At 61.9% G+C, this 15,375-nt stretch carries 18 protein-coding genes; 5 read left to right on the forward strand and 13 right to left on the reverse strand.

From position 1 onward, the window contains the following. Positions 1-38 precede the first annotated feature (38 nt). The 4 genes from ACSQ8R_RS06150 to ACSQ8R_RS06165 all read right to left on the reverse strand — a co-directional run bounded on the left by ACSQ8R_RS06150 (position 39) and on the right by ACSQ8R_RS06165 (position 3,220). Entirely contained in the window at positions 39-407 is a 369-nt protein-coding gene (locus ACSQ8R_RS06150; protein ID WP_436252542.1) for a response regulator, read from the reverse strand. After that, on the reverse strand, positions 404-2,023 hold the full coding sequence (locus ACSQ8R_RS06155; RefSeq protein ID WP_436252543.1) for a sensor histidine kinase: 1,620 nt from the start codon (positions 2,021-2,023) through the stop codon (positions 404-406). Before ACSQ8R_RS06155 ends, ACSQ8R_RS06150 begins: the two co-directional genes overlap by 4 nt. Before the next feature lie 306 nt (positions 2,024-2,329). Beyond that, positions 2,330-2,665 carry a PilZ domain-containing protein gene (locus ACSQ8R_RS06160; RefSeq protein WP_436252544.1) on the reverse strand — a complete coding sequence of 112 codons (336 nt, stop codon included), beginning with the start codon at positions 2,663-2,665 and terminating at the stop codon, positions 2,330-2,332. Positions 2,666-2,758: 93 nt separating this feature from the next. Next, positions 2,759-3,220 carry an Lrp/AsnC family transcriptional regulator gene (locus ACSQ8R_RS06165; RefSeq protein WP_436252545.1) on the reverse strand — a complete coding sequence of 154 codons (462 nt, stop codon included), beginning with the start codon at positions 3,218-3,220 and terminating at the stop codon, positions 2,759-2,761. Positions 3,221-3,373: 153 nt separating this feature from the next. On the opposite strand from ACSQ8R_RS06165, the gene ald reads away from it, so the two are divergent. Both ald and ACSQ8R_RS06175 read left to right on the forward strand, forming a co-directional pair. Further along, positions 3,374-4,492 carry an alanine dehydrogenase gene (gene ald / locus ACSQ8R_RS06170; protein ID WP_436252546.1) on the forward strand — a complete coding sequence of 373 codons (1,119 nt, stop codon included), beginning with the start codon at positions 3,374-3,376 and terminating at the stop codon, positions 4,490-4,492. Positions 4,493-4,672: 180 nt separating this feature from the next. Next, positions 4,673-5,359 carry a PadR family transcriptional regulator gene (locus ACSQ8R_RS06175; RefSeq protein WP_436252547.1) on the forward strand — a complete coding sequence of 229 codons (687 nt, stop codon included), beginning with the start codon at positions 4,673-4,675 and terminating at the stop codon, positions 5,357-5,359. 67 nt (positions 5,360-5,426) lie between these two features. Here the strand turns inward: ACSQ8R_RS06175 and ACSQ8R_RS06180 are convergent, their stop codons facing one another. The 6 genes from ACSQ8R_RS06180 to ACSQ8R_RS06205 form a co-directional block, all read right to left on the reverse strand. Further along, complete coding sequence (locus ACSQ8R_RS06180) at positions 5,427-5,930, reverse strand: DUF1203 domain-containing protein (protein ID WP_436252548.1); 504 nt, start codon at positions 5,928-5,930, stop codon at positions 5,427-5,429. A 110-nt stretch (positions 5,931-6,040) separates the two neighbouring features. Then, positions 6,041-6,511 (reverse strand): hypothetical protein, encoded by a 471-nt coding sequence (locus tag ACSQ8R_RS06185; RefSeq protein WP_436252549.1) that lies wholly within the window; start codon positions 6,509-6,511, stop codon positions 6,041-6,043. Next, positions 6,511-7,068 (reverse strand): GNAT family N-acetyltransferase, encoded by a 558-nt coding sequence (locus ACSQ8R_RS06190; protein ID WP_436252550.1) that lies wholly within the window; start codon positions 7,066-7,068, stop codon positions 6,511-6,513. The genes ACSQ8R_RS06185 and ACSQ8R_RS06190 overlap by 1 nt, the downstream gene beginning before the upstream one ends. A gap of 5 nt (positions 7,069-7,073) precedes the next feature. Continuing rightward, a complete protein-coding gene (gene sseA, locus ACSQ8R_RS06195; RefSeq protein ID WP_436252551.1) occupies positions 7,074-7,940 on the reverse strand; it encodes a 3-mercaptopyruvate sulfurtransferase in 867 nt (288 codons plus the stop codon). Positions 7,941-7,964: 24 nt separating this feature from the next. After that, positions 7,965-8,702, reverse strand: a complete 738-nt coding sequence (locus tag ACSQ8R_RS06200; RefSeq protein ID WP_436252552.1) for an alanyl-tRNA editing protein — start codon at positions 8,700-8,702, stop codon at positions 7,965-7,967. 22 nt (positions 8,703-8,724) lie between these two features. Further along, entirely contained in the window at positions 8,725-9,762 is a 1,038-nt protein-coding gene (locus tag ACSQ8R_RS06205; RefSeq protein ID WP_436252553.1) for a cysteine synthase A, read from the reverse strand. Positions 9,763-10,101: 339 nt separating this feature from the next. Here ACSQ8R_RS06205 and ACSQ8R_RS06210 point away from each other — a divergent pair, with 339 nt between their 5' ends. Then, positions 10,102-10,743, forward strand: a complete 642-nt coding sequence (locus tag ACSQ8R_RS06210; protein WP_436252554.1) for a ChrR family anti-sigma-E factor — start codon at positions 10,102-10,104, stop codon at positions 10,741-10,743. 34 nt (positions 10,744-10,777) lie between these two features. Here ACSQ8R_RS06210 and ACSQ8R_RS06215 read toward each other — a convergent pair whose 3' ends face one another. From ACSQ8R_RS06215 to ACSQ8R_RS06225, 3 genes are all read right to left on the reverse strand, one after another. Continuing rightward, positions 10,778-11,020 (reverse strand): DUF982 domain-containing protein, encoded by a 243-nt coding sequence (locus ACSQ8R_RS06215; protein WP_436252555.1) that lies wholly within the window; start codon positions 11,018-11,020, stop codon positions 10,778-10,780. Between the two features lie 155 nt (positions 11,021-11,175). After that, positions 11,176-11,565, reverse strand: a complete 390-nt coding sequence (locus ACSQ8R_RS06220) for a DUF1236 domain-containing protein (RefSeq protein ID WP_436252556.1) — start codon at positions 11,563-11,565, stop codon at positions 11,176-11,178. Positions 11,566-11,651: 86 nt separating this feature from the next. Continuing rightward, on the reverse strand, positions 11,652-12,353 hold the full coding sequence (locus tag ACSQ8R_RS06225) for a DUF899 family protein (RefSeq protein ID WP_436252557.1): 702 nt from the start codon (positions 12,351-12,353) through the stop codon (positions 11,652-11,654). Positions 12,354-12,516: 163 nt separating this feature from the next. On the opposite strand from ACSQ8R_RS06225, the gene ACSQ8R_RS06230 reads away from it, so the two are divergent. Together ACSQ8R_RS06230 and ACSQ8R_RS06235 are read left to right on the forward strand one after the other, a co-directional pair. After that, positions 12,517-13,158 carry an alpha/beta hydrolase family protein gene (locus ACSQ8R_RS06230; RefSeq protein ID WP_436252558.1) on the forward strand — a complete coding sequence of 214 codons (642 nt, stop codon included), beginning with the start codon at positions 12,517-12,519 and terminating at the stop codon, positions 13,156-13,158. 228 nt (positions 13,159-13,386) lie between these two features. Further along, positions 13,387-15,276 carry a bifunctional sugar phosphate isomerase/epimerase/4-hydroxyphenylpyruvate dioxygenase family protein gene (locus ACSQ8R_RS06235; protein ID WP_436252559.1) on the forward strand — a complete coding sequence of 630 codons (1,890 nt, stop codon included), beginning with the start codon at positions 13,387-13,389 and terminating at the stop codon, positions 15,274-15,276. Positions 15,277-15,375: the final 99 nt, after the last annotated feature.

Raw genomic sequence — 15,375 nt, forward strand, 5'->3', positions numbered from 1 at the left:
TCCCGGATGCCGCGCGGGCGAGATGCGCAAGCCAGGCGTCAATAGGCCGCCATTCGCATCGCGTCGATCAGTTGGGCCATCTGGAAGGGTTTGGGAAGGATGGGGATATGGCGCATTTCCGCTGGCAGTCCGAGCGCCCCGTATCCGGTCACGAAAATGAACGGAATGTCCCGCGCGGTGAGGATCTCGGCGACCGGAAAACTGGTTTCGCCGGCGAGGTTTACGTCAAGCAGCGCCATGTCTACGGGAAGTGACCGGGCCTTGATGATCGCATCGTCGAGCCGCGAGGCGGTGCCGACCATCTTGCATCCGATCTGCTCCAGGAACTCTTCGAGCATCATCGAAACGAGTGCTTCGTCTTCGATGATGAGGACGCGAATTCCGGCGAAGATATGGGTGTCGTTCACCTTGCACCCGTTTGCACGAAAGGCGTCACCTCCGCCGAAACGGCGACGTCGGCCAGCGGCGCTTCGATCGTACCGATGATCCCCGCAGGCTGGTCGAATATCACCGATGCCTTGCCGCCGAGATCCTGAGCAAGGCTGCGCTCGATCAGCCTGACGCCGAACCCGCGCCTCAAGGGCGCAACCACCCGCGGGCCGCCGCTTTCCGTCCATGTCAATCGCAGCAGAGGCTTGGCGCCCTCGACAATCTGCCAGTCTATCGCGACCTGACCTGCGAGCGTCGAGAGCGCGCCGTATTTAAGGGCATTGGTCGTCAGTTCGTGCAAACCCATGGCAAGCGCGAGTGCTGCCCGCGGCAGCAGCCGGAGCGACGGCCCGGAGACGGCAAAGCGATAGTCCCCGCCCTCGCCGAACGGTGCAAGCGCGCCGGTCACCACGTCGTCGATATCGGCCCCCTCCCAATTTTCGCGGGTAAGGACGTCGTGGGCGGCGGCGAGTGCCATGAGGCGTCGTTCCAGAGTCTGCCGCACGATCGGATCGCCGCCCCGCAGGGTCTGGGAGGCGATGGCCTGGACGGTCGCAAGCGTGTTCTTGACCCGGTGGTTCAACTCGTTGACCATGAGCTGCAACCGCTCTTCGATCCGTTTCCTCTCGGTGATCTCGACCGAAACGCCCACCAGGCCGATGACCTTGCCATCGGCATCGCGCAAAGGGGCCTTGGTCGACGACCAGACCCGGGGATGGCGGCCCTCATGGCTGATGGCCTCTTCGAATTCTTCGGTTCTTGCCTGATCCATGATCCGACGGTCATTGGCCATGACGGACTCGGCCTGCGTCTTGCTGTCCAGGAATTCGAGATCCGTGCGGCCCTCGACTTCGGACCATGGCTTGCCGATCAAATCCAGGGTCGAGACGTTGGCCAGGATGAGGCGGCCCTGCATGTCCTTGGCATAGATCAGTCCCGGCGCGGTCTCCAGAATGGCGCGCAAGAGGGCATTGGTCTGATGGAGTTGCCGTTCGGCGAGCTTGATGGAGGTGATGTCGGTGCTGATTTCGATCGCAACTTCCGGTTCCCCGGCCTCGCCGCGGTCCAATGACCATCTGCTGATGATATGGATCTCTCTGCCGTCCTTGTGCCGGCGCGTGAGCTCACCCTGCCATTCGCCGTCGCGGGCGAGGATCGCATTGATTTCCTCGATAGGGACCGGGTAGCGGGTCTGCAAAAGCTCGGTCGCGTTTTTCCCCAGCGCTTCCTTTTCCGAATAGCCATACAGGCGTTCTGCGCCGATCCCCCAGAACACGATCCTGCCCTCGAGGCTGCGCAAGGTGCCCTGGGTCTGCCCGAACGCCTGCGTGAACCTTTCAAGCCGATAGAATTTCGCGTCGATATCGCGCTGTATCCTCCGCTTTGCCCAGATAGAGGTTGCCAACAAAGCCGTTGCAAGCACCAGGAGAACGAATCCCTCGCCGAGGGTGAAGGCAGAATGGGGCGGTCCGTGCGAGGCCGCCAGCAGCCCGCCCAGACCCAGCAGCGCCATTGCCAGCCAGGTAACGAGGGTCACGAGCCGGCGGGGCGCCCGCGATATCGGGGACGGCGAGGTAAAGGGCACTGCAACCATCGAAGCATCCTTGGTCTTGCCTGCGCGCCGTGGCTATCAGCTCAATGCAGGCGGGAAAAACATGGACGCTTGAACAGCCGCTACTCTTAACGAGGACGGTTTTTAGTTTGTTTGCTCTGAATAAATTAGGACCTTATCACTTATCGACTCAACGGCAAGTAGTAAATATTCGGTAAATGCCAGTGACGGCTAGATATTTCGCGCTTTGACGGCCTTTACATTGGTCAAGTTTATGCATCGAGCTGATTCGCCAGATCGTGAATGTGTTGAAAATGGGATGCACTGCGAAAAAGACTGCAGTCCGTCTCAACGCGAGGCCGGAACTTCCCTGTGAAAAAAGCGGAAGTAGGACGAGACCTGCGCAATCGCGTTACTATTGACGCTGAACTGCACGCCGAGACGACCGCTGCGGCGCCACTTGACGGTGCCTTCCAGGATGCCGAGTTCTTCGCTTTCGACCCTGACCGGACTGCCGTCCGCGGCATGCAGGACGCGTCCGCCCAGATCAAGCGCCATGCCGGTCGCCGAGAGATCGGTGACACGGCCTTGGACCGCCTGGTTGAAGTATTTGACCGTGCCCAGGATGCGGGTCTTCTTGCGCTCGGTGCTGCGGGTCTTCATCCGTCCGGTGATCGCGGCCATGGTCTTGTCCCTCGTTGTTTCCTTGATGGCGAAGGATACACGCCCCCTCTTGAAATCCCTTTAGGACGATCCATAAAAGTCGAGCGAATCCAATCATAACCCGACATTCGGCTTGTCGATGATTTCGCGCAGCGCAAAGCTGGAATTGATCTTCACCACATGCGGCAGCGCCGACAGCCAGTCGCGGTGGATGCGCTCGTAATCCTCGAGATCCTTGGCTGCGACCCGCAGGATATAGTCATATTCGCCGGACATCAGGTAACAGACCAGCACGTTGGGACAGAGCTTCACCGCCGCCTCGAATTCGGTGAGCGTCTTGGCGAACTGGCCGGACAGCGAGATGTGGACGATCACCATCATCTTGTAGTCGAGCGCCTTGTTGGAAAGCCGGGCATGGTAGCCGCTGATCGTGCCGCTCTTTTCGAGGATGTCGAGCCGCCGCGAACAGGCGGATGGCGACAGCCCGACCCGCTCGGCAAGCTCCGCATTGGAGATGCGGCCTTCCTGCTGCAAGGTCCGCATGATCGCAAGATCGATGGCATCCAATGCGCTCACTCGTAGATCCTTCGAAAAATCGTTCAACTGCGCAATTATCTGCGAAAATTCGATATTCCGCAATTCGTCTTCGCAAGGACATTCTGGCGATTTTCTGGTTTGCTTTGGGCCGGGAACATCAACGGCGAGAGCCACAACTGAGAGGAACGCTGAATGCGTGTCGGATGCCCGAAGGAAATCAAAAACCATGAATATCGCGTAGGGCTGACACCCGGTGCGGTACGCGAATATGTGGCCCATGGCCACGAAGTGCTGATCGAAACCAAGGCCGGCGCCGGCATCGGCGCGGATGACGGCGCCTATATGGCAGCCGGGGCCAGGATCGTCGGTTCGGCCAAGGAAATCTTCGAAAAGTCCGACATGGTCGTCAAGGTCAAGGAACCGCAGCCCTCCGAATGGGCGCAGCTCCGCGACGGCCAGCTTCTCTATACCTATCTCCATCTGGCGCCCGATCCGGAACAGACCAAGGGCCTGCTCGCGTCCGGCGTCACCGCCATCGCCTATGAAACCGTGACCGACGACCGCGGCGGCCTGCCGCTATTGGCTCCGATGTCGGAAGTCGCCGGACGTCTTGCGATCCAGGCGGGCGCGACTGCGCTTCAGAAGGCCAATGGCGGCCGCGGCATCCTGCTCGGCGGCGTGCCGGGCGTGCTGCCGGCCAAGGTCGCCGTCATCGGCGGCGGCGTCGTCGGCCTGCATGCGGCCCGGATGGCCGCCGGTCTCGGCGCCGACGTCTCGATCATCGACCGGTCGCTGCCGCGTCTTCGCCAGCTCGACGATATCTTCAACGGCCGCGTCCACACCCGCTATTCGACGATCGACGCGGTGGAAGAGGAAGTCTTCAGCGCCGACCTCATCATCGGTGCCGTGCTCATTCCAGGCGCCGCCGCGCCAAAACTGGTCAGCCGCGAAATGCTGTCGGGAATGAAGCAGGGCGCGGTCATGGTCGATGTCGCGATCGACCAGGGCGGCTGCTTCGAGACTTCGCATGCAACGACGCATTCCGAGCCGACCTACGAGGTCGATGGCATCGTGCATTATTGCGTGGCCAACATGCCGGGCGCCGTGCCGGTGACGTCTGCGCATGCGCTGAACAATGCGACGCTGCAGCATGGCCTGGCGCTTGCCGACCGCGGCCTGCGGGCGATCACCGAAGACCGACACCTGCGCAACGGCCTCAACGTCCACAGGGGCCGCGTCACCAGCAAGCCGGTTGCGGAAGCTCTGGGCTATGAGGCCTTCGCGCCGGAAAGCCTGCTGAGCGTCGCTTAACGGGAAGAGTTGGGCCGCCGGCCATCGATTAGGGGCTGGAGAGACGCCGGACGCATCGCGTCCGGCGTTTTTCTGTGTTCAAAATCAATCAGATATTATTTAGATATATCTATCTTATTGACGAAGAACTCTGGATTGCTATCTTTAGATATATCGAAAGACAGTCTGAGGAGACAGAAAATGTTCAAGCACAGGTTCGAAGGAAGACATGGCTGCGGCGAACGCGGCGGCCGCAAGGGTTTCGAGGAAGTGTTCGCCGCGCGCGGCGGGCCGTTTGGCGGGGGACTTGGACGCGGCGGCCGGGGCGGTCCCGGTGGCGGCCGCGGTTTCGGCGATGACGGCGATGGCCGTATCGGCCGGTTCCTGATGCAGGGCGACCTGCGCCTCGTCGTATTGGCGCTGATCGAGAAGGAACCGCGCCACGGTTACGAGATCATCAAGCATATCGAGGATCTCACCTACGGCTTCTACGCGCCGAGCCCCGGCGTCATCTACCCGACGCTGACCTATCTCGAAGAGGCCGGCTACGTCGTCGCCGAGGCGGACGGCAACAAGAAGCGTTATGCGATCACCGACGAAGGCCGCAAATATCTCGACGAGAACCGCAGCTTTGCCGCCACCATCCTCGACCGGCTGTCGCAGCTCGCCGAGCGCATCAAGCAGCGGCAGGAGCGCCATGAGCGGGGCCGCGACAGCGGTCCGTCATTGCCGCGCAGCGTCGATGCCGCCATGCTCAACCTTCGCGAGGTGATCGCCCGCAAGCTCGAGGGTGACGAGAAGAAGGGCGGCGAGATCGTCAGGCTGCTGCTCGATTTCGCCGAAAATCTCGAACGCGACGACGAGCAGGGCGACAATACCCAGAATTGAAGCCTCAGCAGGCCCGAGAACGAACATGACGGCGCGCCGCTTCGATAGAACGGCGCGCCTTCGCATTTCAGATCGCCAGTGCGGCATCCGCGAATACCGGCACCTCGACCTTGTCGATCCGGCACTGGTAGCAATTGTTGCGGGCCGAGCGGACATGGACATAGGCGATGTCGCCGCGGGCGAGCAATTCCTCGGCGCGCGATGCGATTTTCCCGGTCGGCGTTACCGCACCGCTGCCATAGACGATCCTGTCGTCATGGCCGTAGCCGCGGACGATGTAGTCGGTGCTCGACAGCATCGGCGGCAGAACCTCTTCAGCGGCATAGCGCCGGCAGGGCCGCTTGTGCAGGAAGATCGGGCCGGTTTCCGCATAGGGCTGCAGTTCGGGGAAGGGGCGGTAGGCGAGAACCAGCAGTTCCTCGCCGGCATCGATATTCTGCAGGCAATGACGGCATGGATAGCCGGGGCCGTCGGAGGTCATGGTTTCGGGCAGGCGTCCATAGGCGTCGGGGCCGCCGTTCCAGAGGTGCTCGGCATCGGCGGCGGGCATGGCGATGAAGGCGATGGTCATGGCTTTCTCCTGTGCATGTCGAACAAGAGATGCGCCTGCGGGACGCGTCCCGCCACCCGATACTTGCCGCTGATCGGGAATATGAAATCCGCTGTATCGGTGGGCTGGCATCAGTAGCCGTTTGGCGTTGGGCGGATGACATTTTCCGGGTCGATGCTGGGGCTCGACCAGTCGGTGAAGGTTTCGGGCATCAGCCGCGAGGCTTCGATCTCGATGCGATCGCCCGTCCGGGCTGGTTGGCTGAGATCGTTCAGGCTGCGCTGCAGTACGCCGCGGTAGTTCCTGCGGTCGGCGGGGGAGGCATATGCAAACGAGATGAACGTATCTTCTGAAACATCCGACCGGCCGAACTGTCGCCTCAAGCCGGCGCAATCCGAACTCCATCGGCGCGGTGGTGTAACCCAGGGTATCTGCCGTCGCGGCGGCCGCTTCGAGCACAGCACGTCGATCCGGTCGATGCTCACGGTTTGCGGAACGTAGAGGGCGATCCTGACCGCCAACAAGGAGAGGAACAGCATGACGACAATGAGGACCATCAACACCAAAGCGACGAGTAGCGCCTTGGGTGAAAGTTGCGACATCAGCCGTCGAGCGCCTTCAGGAGCTCGGCATCCGTCATCGGCGGAACCAGCGCCTCATAGGTCGAAACCGGCGAAAAACCCATCATCTGGTAGAGCTGCAGGGCGCGCGGGTGGTCGAGCGTGTTGGTGGTGACGGTCACCTTCTGCGGGTTGTCCTGCCAGGCCGCATAGAGCGCCTGGAGCAGGAACCATTTGCCGATGCCGAGCCCGATCGCCCGCTCGAACAGCCCGAAATAGGAAAGTTCAACGATATCGTCGCTTTCCTTGAACAGCTCGAAAAAGCCGGCCGGCGCGCCGTTGACGTAAAGCACGGTGACGGAGGTGCGCGGATTGTGGAGCGTGGTCGCAAGCTCCTCGTCGCTCATGCGCAGCCGCTTGTACCAGTGCCAGCGTTTTCCCACCTGCCGATAGAGATAGCGGTAGTAGTGAAGCGGTATTTCGGGCGCGCGGATGATCGCCGTCTGGATATTGACCGGCACGGCTAGGCTGGTTTTCGGCGGCGCGGTCATTTCCAGGCTGGTGACATGGGCTTTCAGCGGAGCGGGCTTCTTGGCCATGGCGCTCAAGCCGCCTTCGGCGAAGGCGGGCCGGTGACGACGGGCGTATCCTGGCGGCTGCCCCATTCGGTCCACGAGCCGTCGTAAAGTGCGTTGTCCTCATGGCCCAGCGATTCGAGCGCGAGCGTGATGATCGCGGCGGTGATGCCCGAGCCGCAGCTCGTCACGATCGGCCGGCCGAAATCGATGCCGGCATCCTCGATCGCCTTTTGCAACTCGGGCAGCGAACGCAGCTTGCCATTGACCGAGAACGTGCCGGACGGAAGGCTGGCTGCGCCCGGCATATGGCCGGAGCGCATGCCGGCGCGGGGTTCCGGGTCGGTGCCGGCGAAACGGCCAGCCGGCCGCGCATCGGCGATCTGGCGCGTGCCGTCGCTGACGATCGACAGCATGGTCTGGAAGTCGATCACCTTATCGATCCGGAAATTCGGGGTGAAGGTGACCGGTTCGGGCGAGGGGACGGTGGTCTCGAGCGGTCGGCCTTCGGCCTTCCAGGCGTCGATGCCGCCGTCGAGCACGAAGACCTGTTTGGCGCCCATGATCCTGAACAGCCACCAGCCGCGCGGCGAGGAGAAGATGCCGGGACCGTCATAAATGACGATCCGGTCGTTCTCGCGGATGCCCATCCGGCCGACGGCCTCGGCAAATACGTCCGGAGCCGGCACCATGTGGGGCAGGCCGGTCGAATGGTCGGCGACCTTGTCGTGGTCGAAGCGGATGGCGCCGGGAATGTGGCCTGCCGCATATTCTGAGTCCGCATCGCGGTTCTGCGCCGGCAGGTAGAAGGACGCGTCGAGGATCTTGAGGTCGGGACTGCCGAGCTCGTTGTGAAGCCGCTCGGACGAAACGACGAAACGGCTGGTTTCACTCATGTCAAATCTCCTTTGGACCCGCTGTCAGGCCTCTGCGCCGGGCTCGCCGAACCGGATGCGGAATCGGCGGTTTTCCTTGCCCTTCTTCTCGATCTTGGCGATATGAATCGCCCCGACCTCCTGCGTTTCGGAGACATGTGTGCCGCCGCAGGGCTGGCTGTCAACGCTGGAATTTTCGCCTATGCAGACGAGACTGACGCGCCCGAGTCCCATCGGCGGGCGGACGTTCTTCGACTTGACGATGCCCGGATTGGCGGCAAGCTCGTCGTCGGTGATCCACTGCAGGTAGACGGGGTGGTTCTGGCCGACCAGCTCCATCAGCCTGGCCGTGACTTCTTGCCTGTCGATCGTGTCGGTCATGTCGAAATCGACGCGCGATTCCTCTTCGCCGACCGCGGCGCCGGTGATCGGATACTGGCAGACGACGGAAAGAAGGTGGCAGGCGGTGTGCATGCGCATCAGCTTGTACCGACGCTGCCAGTCGATATGCAGGACCAGATTTTCCCCGACCAGCGGCTGCGCCTCGCCTTCGAGCGGCACATGGATGACAATATCCTTGGTGGCGCCGTGTCTGGTCTGACCGAGCTGGATTTTCGTGCCGTCGGCGCGTTCGAGAAAGCCGGTATCGCCCGGCTGGCCGCCGGATGCCGCATAAAAACAGGTGCGATCAAGCTCGATACCGCCGTCCTCGTGGATGGCCGTTACCGCGGCTTCTGCTGTCGATAGATAGAAATCGTCGCGGTAGAGAGCTTCAACGGGCATGCATCACTCTGTGTTATGGGTATCAGACCGCCTGGAAGGGAATGTCGATCTGTCGCTTCTGCGTAAGCCAGGCAGGCACCGGCAGGCCCTTCGACTTCAGGAAGTCCGGGTTGAACAGTTTGGACTGGTAGCGGTTGCCGTAGTCGCAGAGCACCGTCACGATCGTGTGCCCGGGGCCTAGATCCCGGGCGAGCCGAACGGCGCCGGCGATATTGATGCCGGTCGAACCGCCGAGGCACAGGCCCTCGTGCTCGACGAGATCGAAGATATAGGGCAACGCTTCCGCATCCGGGATCTGGTAGGCGAAGTCCGGCTTGAAACCTTCGAGATTGGCGGTGATGCGGCCCTGGCCGATGCCCTCGGTGATCGAATTGCCTTCCGATTTGAACGCGCCATGGGCGTAGAATTCATAGAGCGCGGCACCTTCCGGATCGGCTATGCCGATCTTGATGTCCGGGTTGCGGGCCTTGAGGCCCATGGCGACGCCGGCAAGCGTACCGCCCGAGCCGACCGCGCAGATGAAGCTATCCACCTTGCCGCCGGTCTGCTCGAAGATCTCCGGCGCCGTGGTCTGGATATGGGCTTCCCGGTTGGCGACGTTGTCGAACTGGTTGGCCCAGATAGCGCCGGCAGGCTCGCTCTTTGCGAGTTCCTCGGCAAGCCGGCCCGAGATCTTCACGTAATTGTTGGGGTTCTTGTAAGGAACGGCGGGAACCTCGACCAGCTCGGCGCCGAGCAGCTTCAGCGCATCCTTCTTTTCCTGGCTCTGGGTTTCCGGGATGACGATGACGGTGCGGTAACCGAGCGCCTTGGCGACCAGGGTCAGGCCGATGCCGGTATTGCCGGCCGTGCCTTCGACGATCACGCCGCCGGGGCGCAGCAGGCCCTTCTTCTCGGCATCGCGGATGATGTAGAGCGCCGCGCGATCCTTGACCGATTGGCCGGGGTTCAGAAACTCCGCCTTGCCGAGAATTTCGCATCCGGTCGCTTCGGAAGCGCCGTTCAGCCGGATGAGGGGCGTGTTGCCGATCACGTCGAGGACGGAGGAATGGGAGGTCATCGGGGGTGCCTTCTTGTTCATCGCACATGTAAACAGGGTCTTTTCGGCGGACAAGGACCCGAGGGCAAGAAATTCTGTTTCCGGAAAGGGTTGGCCTCGGTAAAATCCGTCTTTTCGAGGCCGGATCCGCGGTTGCGAGGGGCGGATGGAAGAGGTCCGAAGCGCCATCCTCTAATGTGTCGACAAGCCCTTAAAAAAATCGGCCCTATTATATTGGAAGTAGTAATCCAAATTTGTCTCCAGACGTATAGACGTACAGTTGAAGCAGATACGGATCCGTGTTGCGCGTCGATTGACTGCGTTTTGACCGGATTTCTTGCGTGAAACTGGCATTTGGACATGCTGCAGAACCTCGAACGGCTGGATCTTCTGATCGCGCATTACGTGTCCGGCTCTCTTCCTGAGCCGGCTCACGTTCTCGTCGGTTCGCATCTGGAAATGCAGGCTTCAGCCGCGAAACTGGCAGGTCTCCTGGAGGGCCTTGCCGGTGAGGCCCTGCACACGACGCCGCCCGTGGCATTGTCGGCCCGCAAGCGACGGTTGGCCGAAATCTTCGCCTCTGCCGACCCAGCGGAGTTTCCCGCCAGGATCATCGAGAAATCGAGATTTCCCGCGTCGCTGCGTGCTTATGCCGGTGCGGACCTCGACGATATCCGATGGACAACGAAGCTCCCGGGGCTGCGCCATCACGTCATCGAGAAGTCGAAGGATGTCGAGGCAAGCCTTTTATGGGTGCGACCCGGAAGGGCGCTGCCTCAGCACGGCCATCATGGACTTGAACTGACACTGGTGCTCGATGGCGAATTTCATGACCATCGCGGCAATTTCGGAAAGGGTGATGTCTCGATCGCGGACGAAACGCTGGACCACCGGCCGATCGCGGGCAAGCGCGGGCCGTGCCTGTGTTTCTCCGTGCTGTTCGCGCCAATCGCCCTTTCCGGCTCCACCCTCCGGCTTTTCGGCGATATCATCGGTCTCTGAACCATCAAGGCCGACGATCGCCGGCCTTTTTCGTTCAGTTGAGATGCAATTGCGCTTCGCTGACTGCCTGTTCGAACTGCTGGCGCGCTTCCTCCGGTGACCTGCGCCCATCGAGCGCTGCCCGGCAGACGCTGCGCGCCTTGACAAAGTGTGGTCCGCGCATGTCCGGCCACCGATCCGTCAGCAGCGCAAGCGCCTCGAACGGTCCGTTTATGACCTCAGTACCGAGTTGCCCGAAGGCGACGCGCACCGGTTTTTGCCAACTTGCCTGCGGCATCTTTCGTTTCCTCCCTGGATACCAACCCTAGAAAACGGCGAAGCCGGCAATTGGTTCCGGCGAATTCGAAAAAAAATGATCGCGCCGTCGGTGATCGCAAAAAGAAGCCGCCGCACCTCTCGATACGACGGCTTTTCATCAGCAATGCGGAACGATCACTCGACGACCTGAACCACCGTATGGGTGCGCGGATCGACGATGACGCGCTGCTGGTTGACGACCGCATAGGCATAGGTCGGCGATTCCGGAATAGGGGTAAGCACCACCTGCTGCGGGATCGGCTGGCCGACGACGACGCGTTCCTGCACCACGACGGACTGCTGTACCGGCTGCTGGCGCACATAGGTAACGACCCGTTCCGGCGGCGGATCGATCGCCGTGCCGGCAACTGCGCCGACCACGCCGCCGACGGCAGCGCCGACCGGGCCGCCGACGATCGCGCCGGTAACAGCACCGCCCACGGCGCCATTGACCGTGCTCTGCTGGGCCATTGCGCCAGTCGCAAGGAGACCGACCGCGGCGGAGAGAATGATGAGCTTTTTCATGGACACTTCCCTTTCGGTTGAGGTGGCCGGAGAACGTGGCGACATCATCTTTCGTTCCGCCGCAATAGCAGCGCAGGACTTAAGTCCTAATAGGACAGTTTGGGGTACCAGTGCGGCGCCCGGCCTTCCGGAGTCGAATCGAGGATCGTCCAGATCGGCATCAGATCGGGCGCGCCGCGCGGGTCCTGGCCCGGATCGGCGGTGGCGCCGCCCATCTCGCCGCTCCAGAAATGCCGCATCGTTCCATCCCGGCGGGTGAACACGTTGAAGGCGGCGTCATCGCTGCCGTCCTTGCCGAGCGCGTGATAGTCCCGGCTGAACTCGCCGGTCGTATCCGAATAGAGCGGCAGATGGTGCCAGCCGCGTTCCTTCTTGAAATCCGTGAGGCGCTGCAGCGGCGAGCGCGCCACGACCGCGAATGCGACGCGCTGCTGGATGTCGGGAACCTCTCCGTCCCAGGAGGAGAGCAGCGACGTGCACATCGGACAGGGCCGCTCGCGCTCCGGGCCGAACATATAGCTGTAGATGACCAGCGTTTCCTTGTCCGCAAACAGTTCTTCGAACGAGATCGCGCCGTTCGCGCCCTCGAACCGATAGTTCTTCGGCACATGCCCGCCCGGCGGCAGATGACGTCTCTGCTCGGCGACGCGTTCGATATGGCGGCGGAGTTCGATTTCCTCGGCGAGAAGCGCATCCCGCGCCTCCCTGTAGGCGGCGCTTTCGTTCGGGAAGTGCACGCCGTTCTTTTTCACAAGCTCGATTGCTGGGGTGAGGCTCTGCATATCCATGACATTCCTCCATCTGTAATGGTCGGGCAGGAGACTTGGCCTTGCTCTCGTTGATATAGTCGCCAAATTGCGGGCGGCCATGGCCCGCCCATACAAAGGACGTGCGCCAACGGCGTGATCCGACAGGCACGTGTGAAAAGTGAACCTGAATTGAGGGAGCAAGATGTCAGGGCGATTTCTGATCGAGGGACCGGAGGACGCGCGCGTCACGATCCTTTTGGCGCATGGCGCCGGCGCACCGATGGATTCCGCATCGATGACGGCGGTATCGGACGCACTGTCGGCCAGGGGTTTTCGCGTGGCGCGTTTCGAGTTCGGCTATATGGCGGCGCGGCGCACCTCCGGCGATCGCAAACCGCCGCCGCGGGCCGAGACGCTTGATCCCGAATACATGGCGGCGGTCGCCGAACTCGGTGCGAAAGGGCTGCTGATCATCGGCGGCAAATCGATGGGCGGACGGGTTGCGAGCATGGTTGCCGACAAACTTTATTCCGAAGGCCGGATCGCCGGTCTGCTGTGCCTCGGTTATCCGTTCCATCCTCCGGGAAAGCCGGAGCAGCTGCGCACCCAACATCTGAAAGGTCTCAAGGCTCCTGCGCTGATCTGCCAGGGAACCCGCGATGAATTCGGTACCCGCGAGGAAGTATCCGGCTACGAACTCTCGAAAACCATCGAAACCCTCTGGCTCGAGGACGGCGACCACGACCTGAAGCCTCGCAAGAAAATTTCCGGCTTTTCCACCGCAGACCATCTCGCGACGATGGCGGAAACCGTGCTCGCCTGGACGGGAAAGTTGAAGATCTGATCGGGTTAACGTCCCTCATCCCGCTACGTTGATGGCGCGCAGGGAGCATAGTGCGGAAGTCTCCGGTCGGAGGCATAGAGAAAAGCGGCATGGAAAATCTTCCATTTGATGTTACGAACTGTTTAGTACAAAATGACGCGTCTGGTGCCGGCATAGAGCGGGAGGTCGCTCGCCGGACCAACCGAGGAGCCTCCGCAGCACATCGGAGGGCAGGGAGGGAGCGAACGCATGAAGACGTCGATAGCCACGGTATCGATCAGCGGGGAACTGCCGGAGAAGCTTGAGGCGATTGCCCAGGCTGGTTTCGATGGGGTGGAGATCTTCGAGAACGATTTCCTCGCCTTTGACGGCAGCCCGAAGGATGTCGGCAGGATGGTCCGCGATTTCGGCCTGGAGATCACCCTGTTCCAGCCGTTCCGCGACTTCGAGGGCATGCCCGCCTCGCATCGGAGCCGCACCTTCGATCGAGCCGAGCGCAAGTTCGACGTGATGCAGGAACTCGGCACCGACCTCGTGCTGGTCTGCTCCAACGTCTCGCCGGTCTCGCTCGGCGGCATCGACCGGGCGGCGGCCGATTTCCACGAACTCGGCGAGCGGGCGGCAAAACGCGGCCTGCGCGTCGGTTACGAGGCGCTCGCCTGGGGCCGGCATATCAACGACCACCGCGATGCCTGGGAGATCGTGCGGCGCGCCGACCATCCCAGTATCGGCCTGATCCTCGACAGCTTTCACACGCTGTCGCGCAGAATAGACATCAATTCGATCCGCTCCATCCCGAAGGACAAGATCTTCATCGTCCAGCTTGCCGATGCGCCGCTGATCGACATGGACCTGCTCTACTGGTCACGGCATTTCCGCAACATGCCGGGCGAGGGCGACCTGCCGGTGACGGCCTTTACCACCGCGATCGCCGAGACCGGCTACGACGGGTATTTCTCGCTGGAGATCTTCAACGACCAGTTCCGCGGCGGCTCCAGCCGGGCGATTGCCGACGATGGCCATCGCTCGCTGATCTATCTCGGCGACCAGGTGCGCCGGGCGCCGAATGTGGAAAACCTCACCGTCGCCGGGATGCCGGACCGGGCGAAGGTCGAGAGCGTCGGCTTCGTCGAGTTCTCGACCGACGAAAAGGATCTGGCCGACCTCACCGGCATCCTGCGCACGCTCGGTTTCCGGCGCACCGCGGCGCATCGTTCGAAAAAGGTCAGCATCTTCCAGCAGGGTGATATCCGGCTGATCGTCAACACCGACGAACAGGGCTTTGCGAACACCTCGTTTGCGGTCCACGGCACCTCCGCCTATGCGATGGCGCTGGTGGTGGATGATGCCAAACAGGCTTTTGCGCGCGCCATGGCGCTTGATGCCGAGCCGTTCAGCCAGCCGGTGGCGGAAGGCGAAGTCGAAATCCCGGCGATACGCGGCGTCGGCGGCGGTCTGATCTATCTGCTCGACAAAAAAAGCGATCTCGGCCGGTTTTCGGAAATCGACTTCGTGGCCGTCGAGGACGACGCGGACGTGGTGCCGGCGCATCTGCTGCGGGTCGATCATGTGGCGCAGACCGTTGCCTATGACGAGATGCTGACCTGGCTGCTGTTCTACACGTCGATCTTCGAGACCCACAAGACGCCGATGGTCGATATCATCGATCCTTCCGGCGTGGTGCGCAGCCAGGTGGTCGAAAACGCCTCCGGCACGCTCAGGATCACGCTGAACGGCGCCGAGAACCGCCGCACGCTGGCCGGGCATTTCATTGCCGAAAAATTCGGGTCCGGCGTCCAGCATCTCGCCTTCCACACCGACGACATCTTTGCGACCGCGGCGGCCTTGCGAAGGAACGGTTTTCGACCGTTGCAGATCTCGCCCAATTATTACGGCGACGTCGAAGCCCGTTTCGGCCTCGATGCGGACCTCTCGGAACGGCTGAAGGCGGAAAACATCCTCTACGACCGCGACGAGCACGGCGAATATTTCCAGCTCTACAGCATGACCTATGGCGAGGGTTTCTTCTTCGAGATCGTCGAACGGCGCGGCTATCGCGGCTACGGCGCCCCGAACGCAATCTTCCGCATCGCGGCGCTGAAGAAGGCGCTGAGGCCCGAAGGCATGCCTAAGACCTGAGCGCCCGACAGCATCGCCGACTGAGTCAGCAGGTCGGTCTCGAATCTGCCTGGCACGAGCTGCAAACCCATGGAAGCCCGGCGGAGCCCCATGTCGGCT

Source organism: Neorhizobium sp. LjRoot104, assembly GCF_964253725.1.
Lineage (GTDB): Bacteria > Pseudomonadota > Alphaproteobacteria > Rhizobiales > Rhizobiaceae > Neorhizobium.

Coding starts and splice junctions, on each gene's coding strand:
- ald (WP_436252546.1), top strand. CDS start 3,374: ATGCGTGTCGGATGCCCGAAGGAAATCAAAAACCATGAATATCGCGTA.
- ACSQ8R_RS06200 (WP_436252552.1), bottom strand. CDS start 8,702: ATGCCCGTTGAAGCTCTCTACCGCGACGATTTCTATCTATCGACAGCA.
- ACSQ8R_RS06205 (WP_436252553.1), bottom strand. CDS start 9,762: ATGACCTCCCATTCCTCCGTCCTCGACGTGATCGGCAACACGCCCCTC.
- ACSQ8R_RS06175 (WP_436252547.1), top strand. CDS start 4,673: ATGTTCAAGCACAGGTTCGAAGGAAGACATGGCTGCGGCGAACGCGGC.
- ACSQ8R_RS06180 (WP_436252548.1), bottom strand. CDS start 5,930: ATGACCATCGCCTTCATCGCCATGCCCGCCGCCGATGCCGAGCACCTC.
- ACSQ8R_RS06215 (WP_436252555.1), bottom strand. CDS start 11,020: ATGCCGCAGGCAAGTTGGCAAAAACCGGTGCGCGTCGCCTTCGGGCAA.
- ACSQ8R_RS06220 (WP_436252556.1), bottom strand. CDS start 11,565: ATGAAAAAGCTCATCATTCTCTCCGCCGCGGTCGGTCTCCTTGCGACT.
- ACSQ8R_RS06235 (WP_436252559.1), top strand. CDS start 13,387: ATGAAGACGTCGATAGCCACGGTATCGATCAGCGGGGAACTGCCGGAG.
- ACSQ8R_RS06160 (WP_436252544.1), bottom strand. CDS start 2,665: ATGGCCGCGATCACCGGACGGATGAAGACCCGCAGCACCGAGCGCAAG.
- ACSQ8R_RS06225 (WP_436252557.1), bottom strand. CDS start 12,353: ATGGATATGCAGAGCCTCACCCCAGCAATCGAGCTTGTGAAAAAGAAC.
- sseA (WP_436252551.1), bottom strand. CDS start 7,940: ATGAGTGAAACCAGCCGTTTCGTCGTTTCGTCCGAGCGGCTTCACAAC.
- ACSQ8R_RS06185 (WP_436252549.1), bottom strand. CDS start 6,511: ATGTCGCAACTTTCACCCAAGGCGCTACTCGTCGCTTTGGTGTTGATG.
- ACSQ8R_RS06210 (WP_436252554.1), top strand. CDS start 10,102: ATGCTGCAGAACCTCGAACGGCTGGATCTTCTGATCGCGCATTACGTG.
- ACSQ8R_RS06230 (WP_436252558.1), top strand. CDS start 12,517: ATGTCAGGGCGATTTCTGATCGAGGGACCGGAGGACGCGCGCGTCACG.
- ACSQ8R_RS06155 (WP_436252543.1), bottom strand. CDS start 2,023: ATGGTTGCAGTGCCCTTTACCTCGCCGTCCCCGATATCGCGGGCGCCC.
- ACSQ8R_RS06190 (WP_436252550.1), bottom strand. CDS start 7,068: ATGGCCAAGAAGCCCGCTCCGCTGAAAGCCCATGTCACCAGCCTGGAA.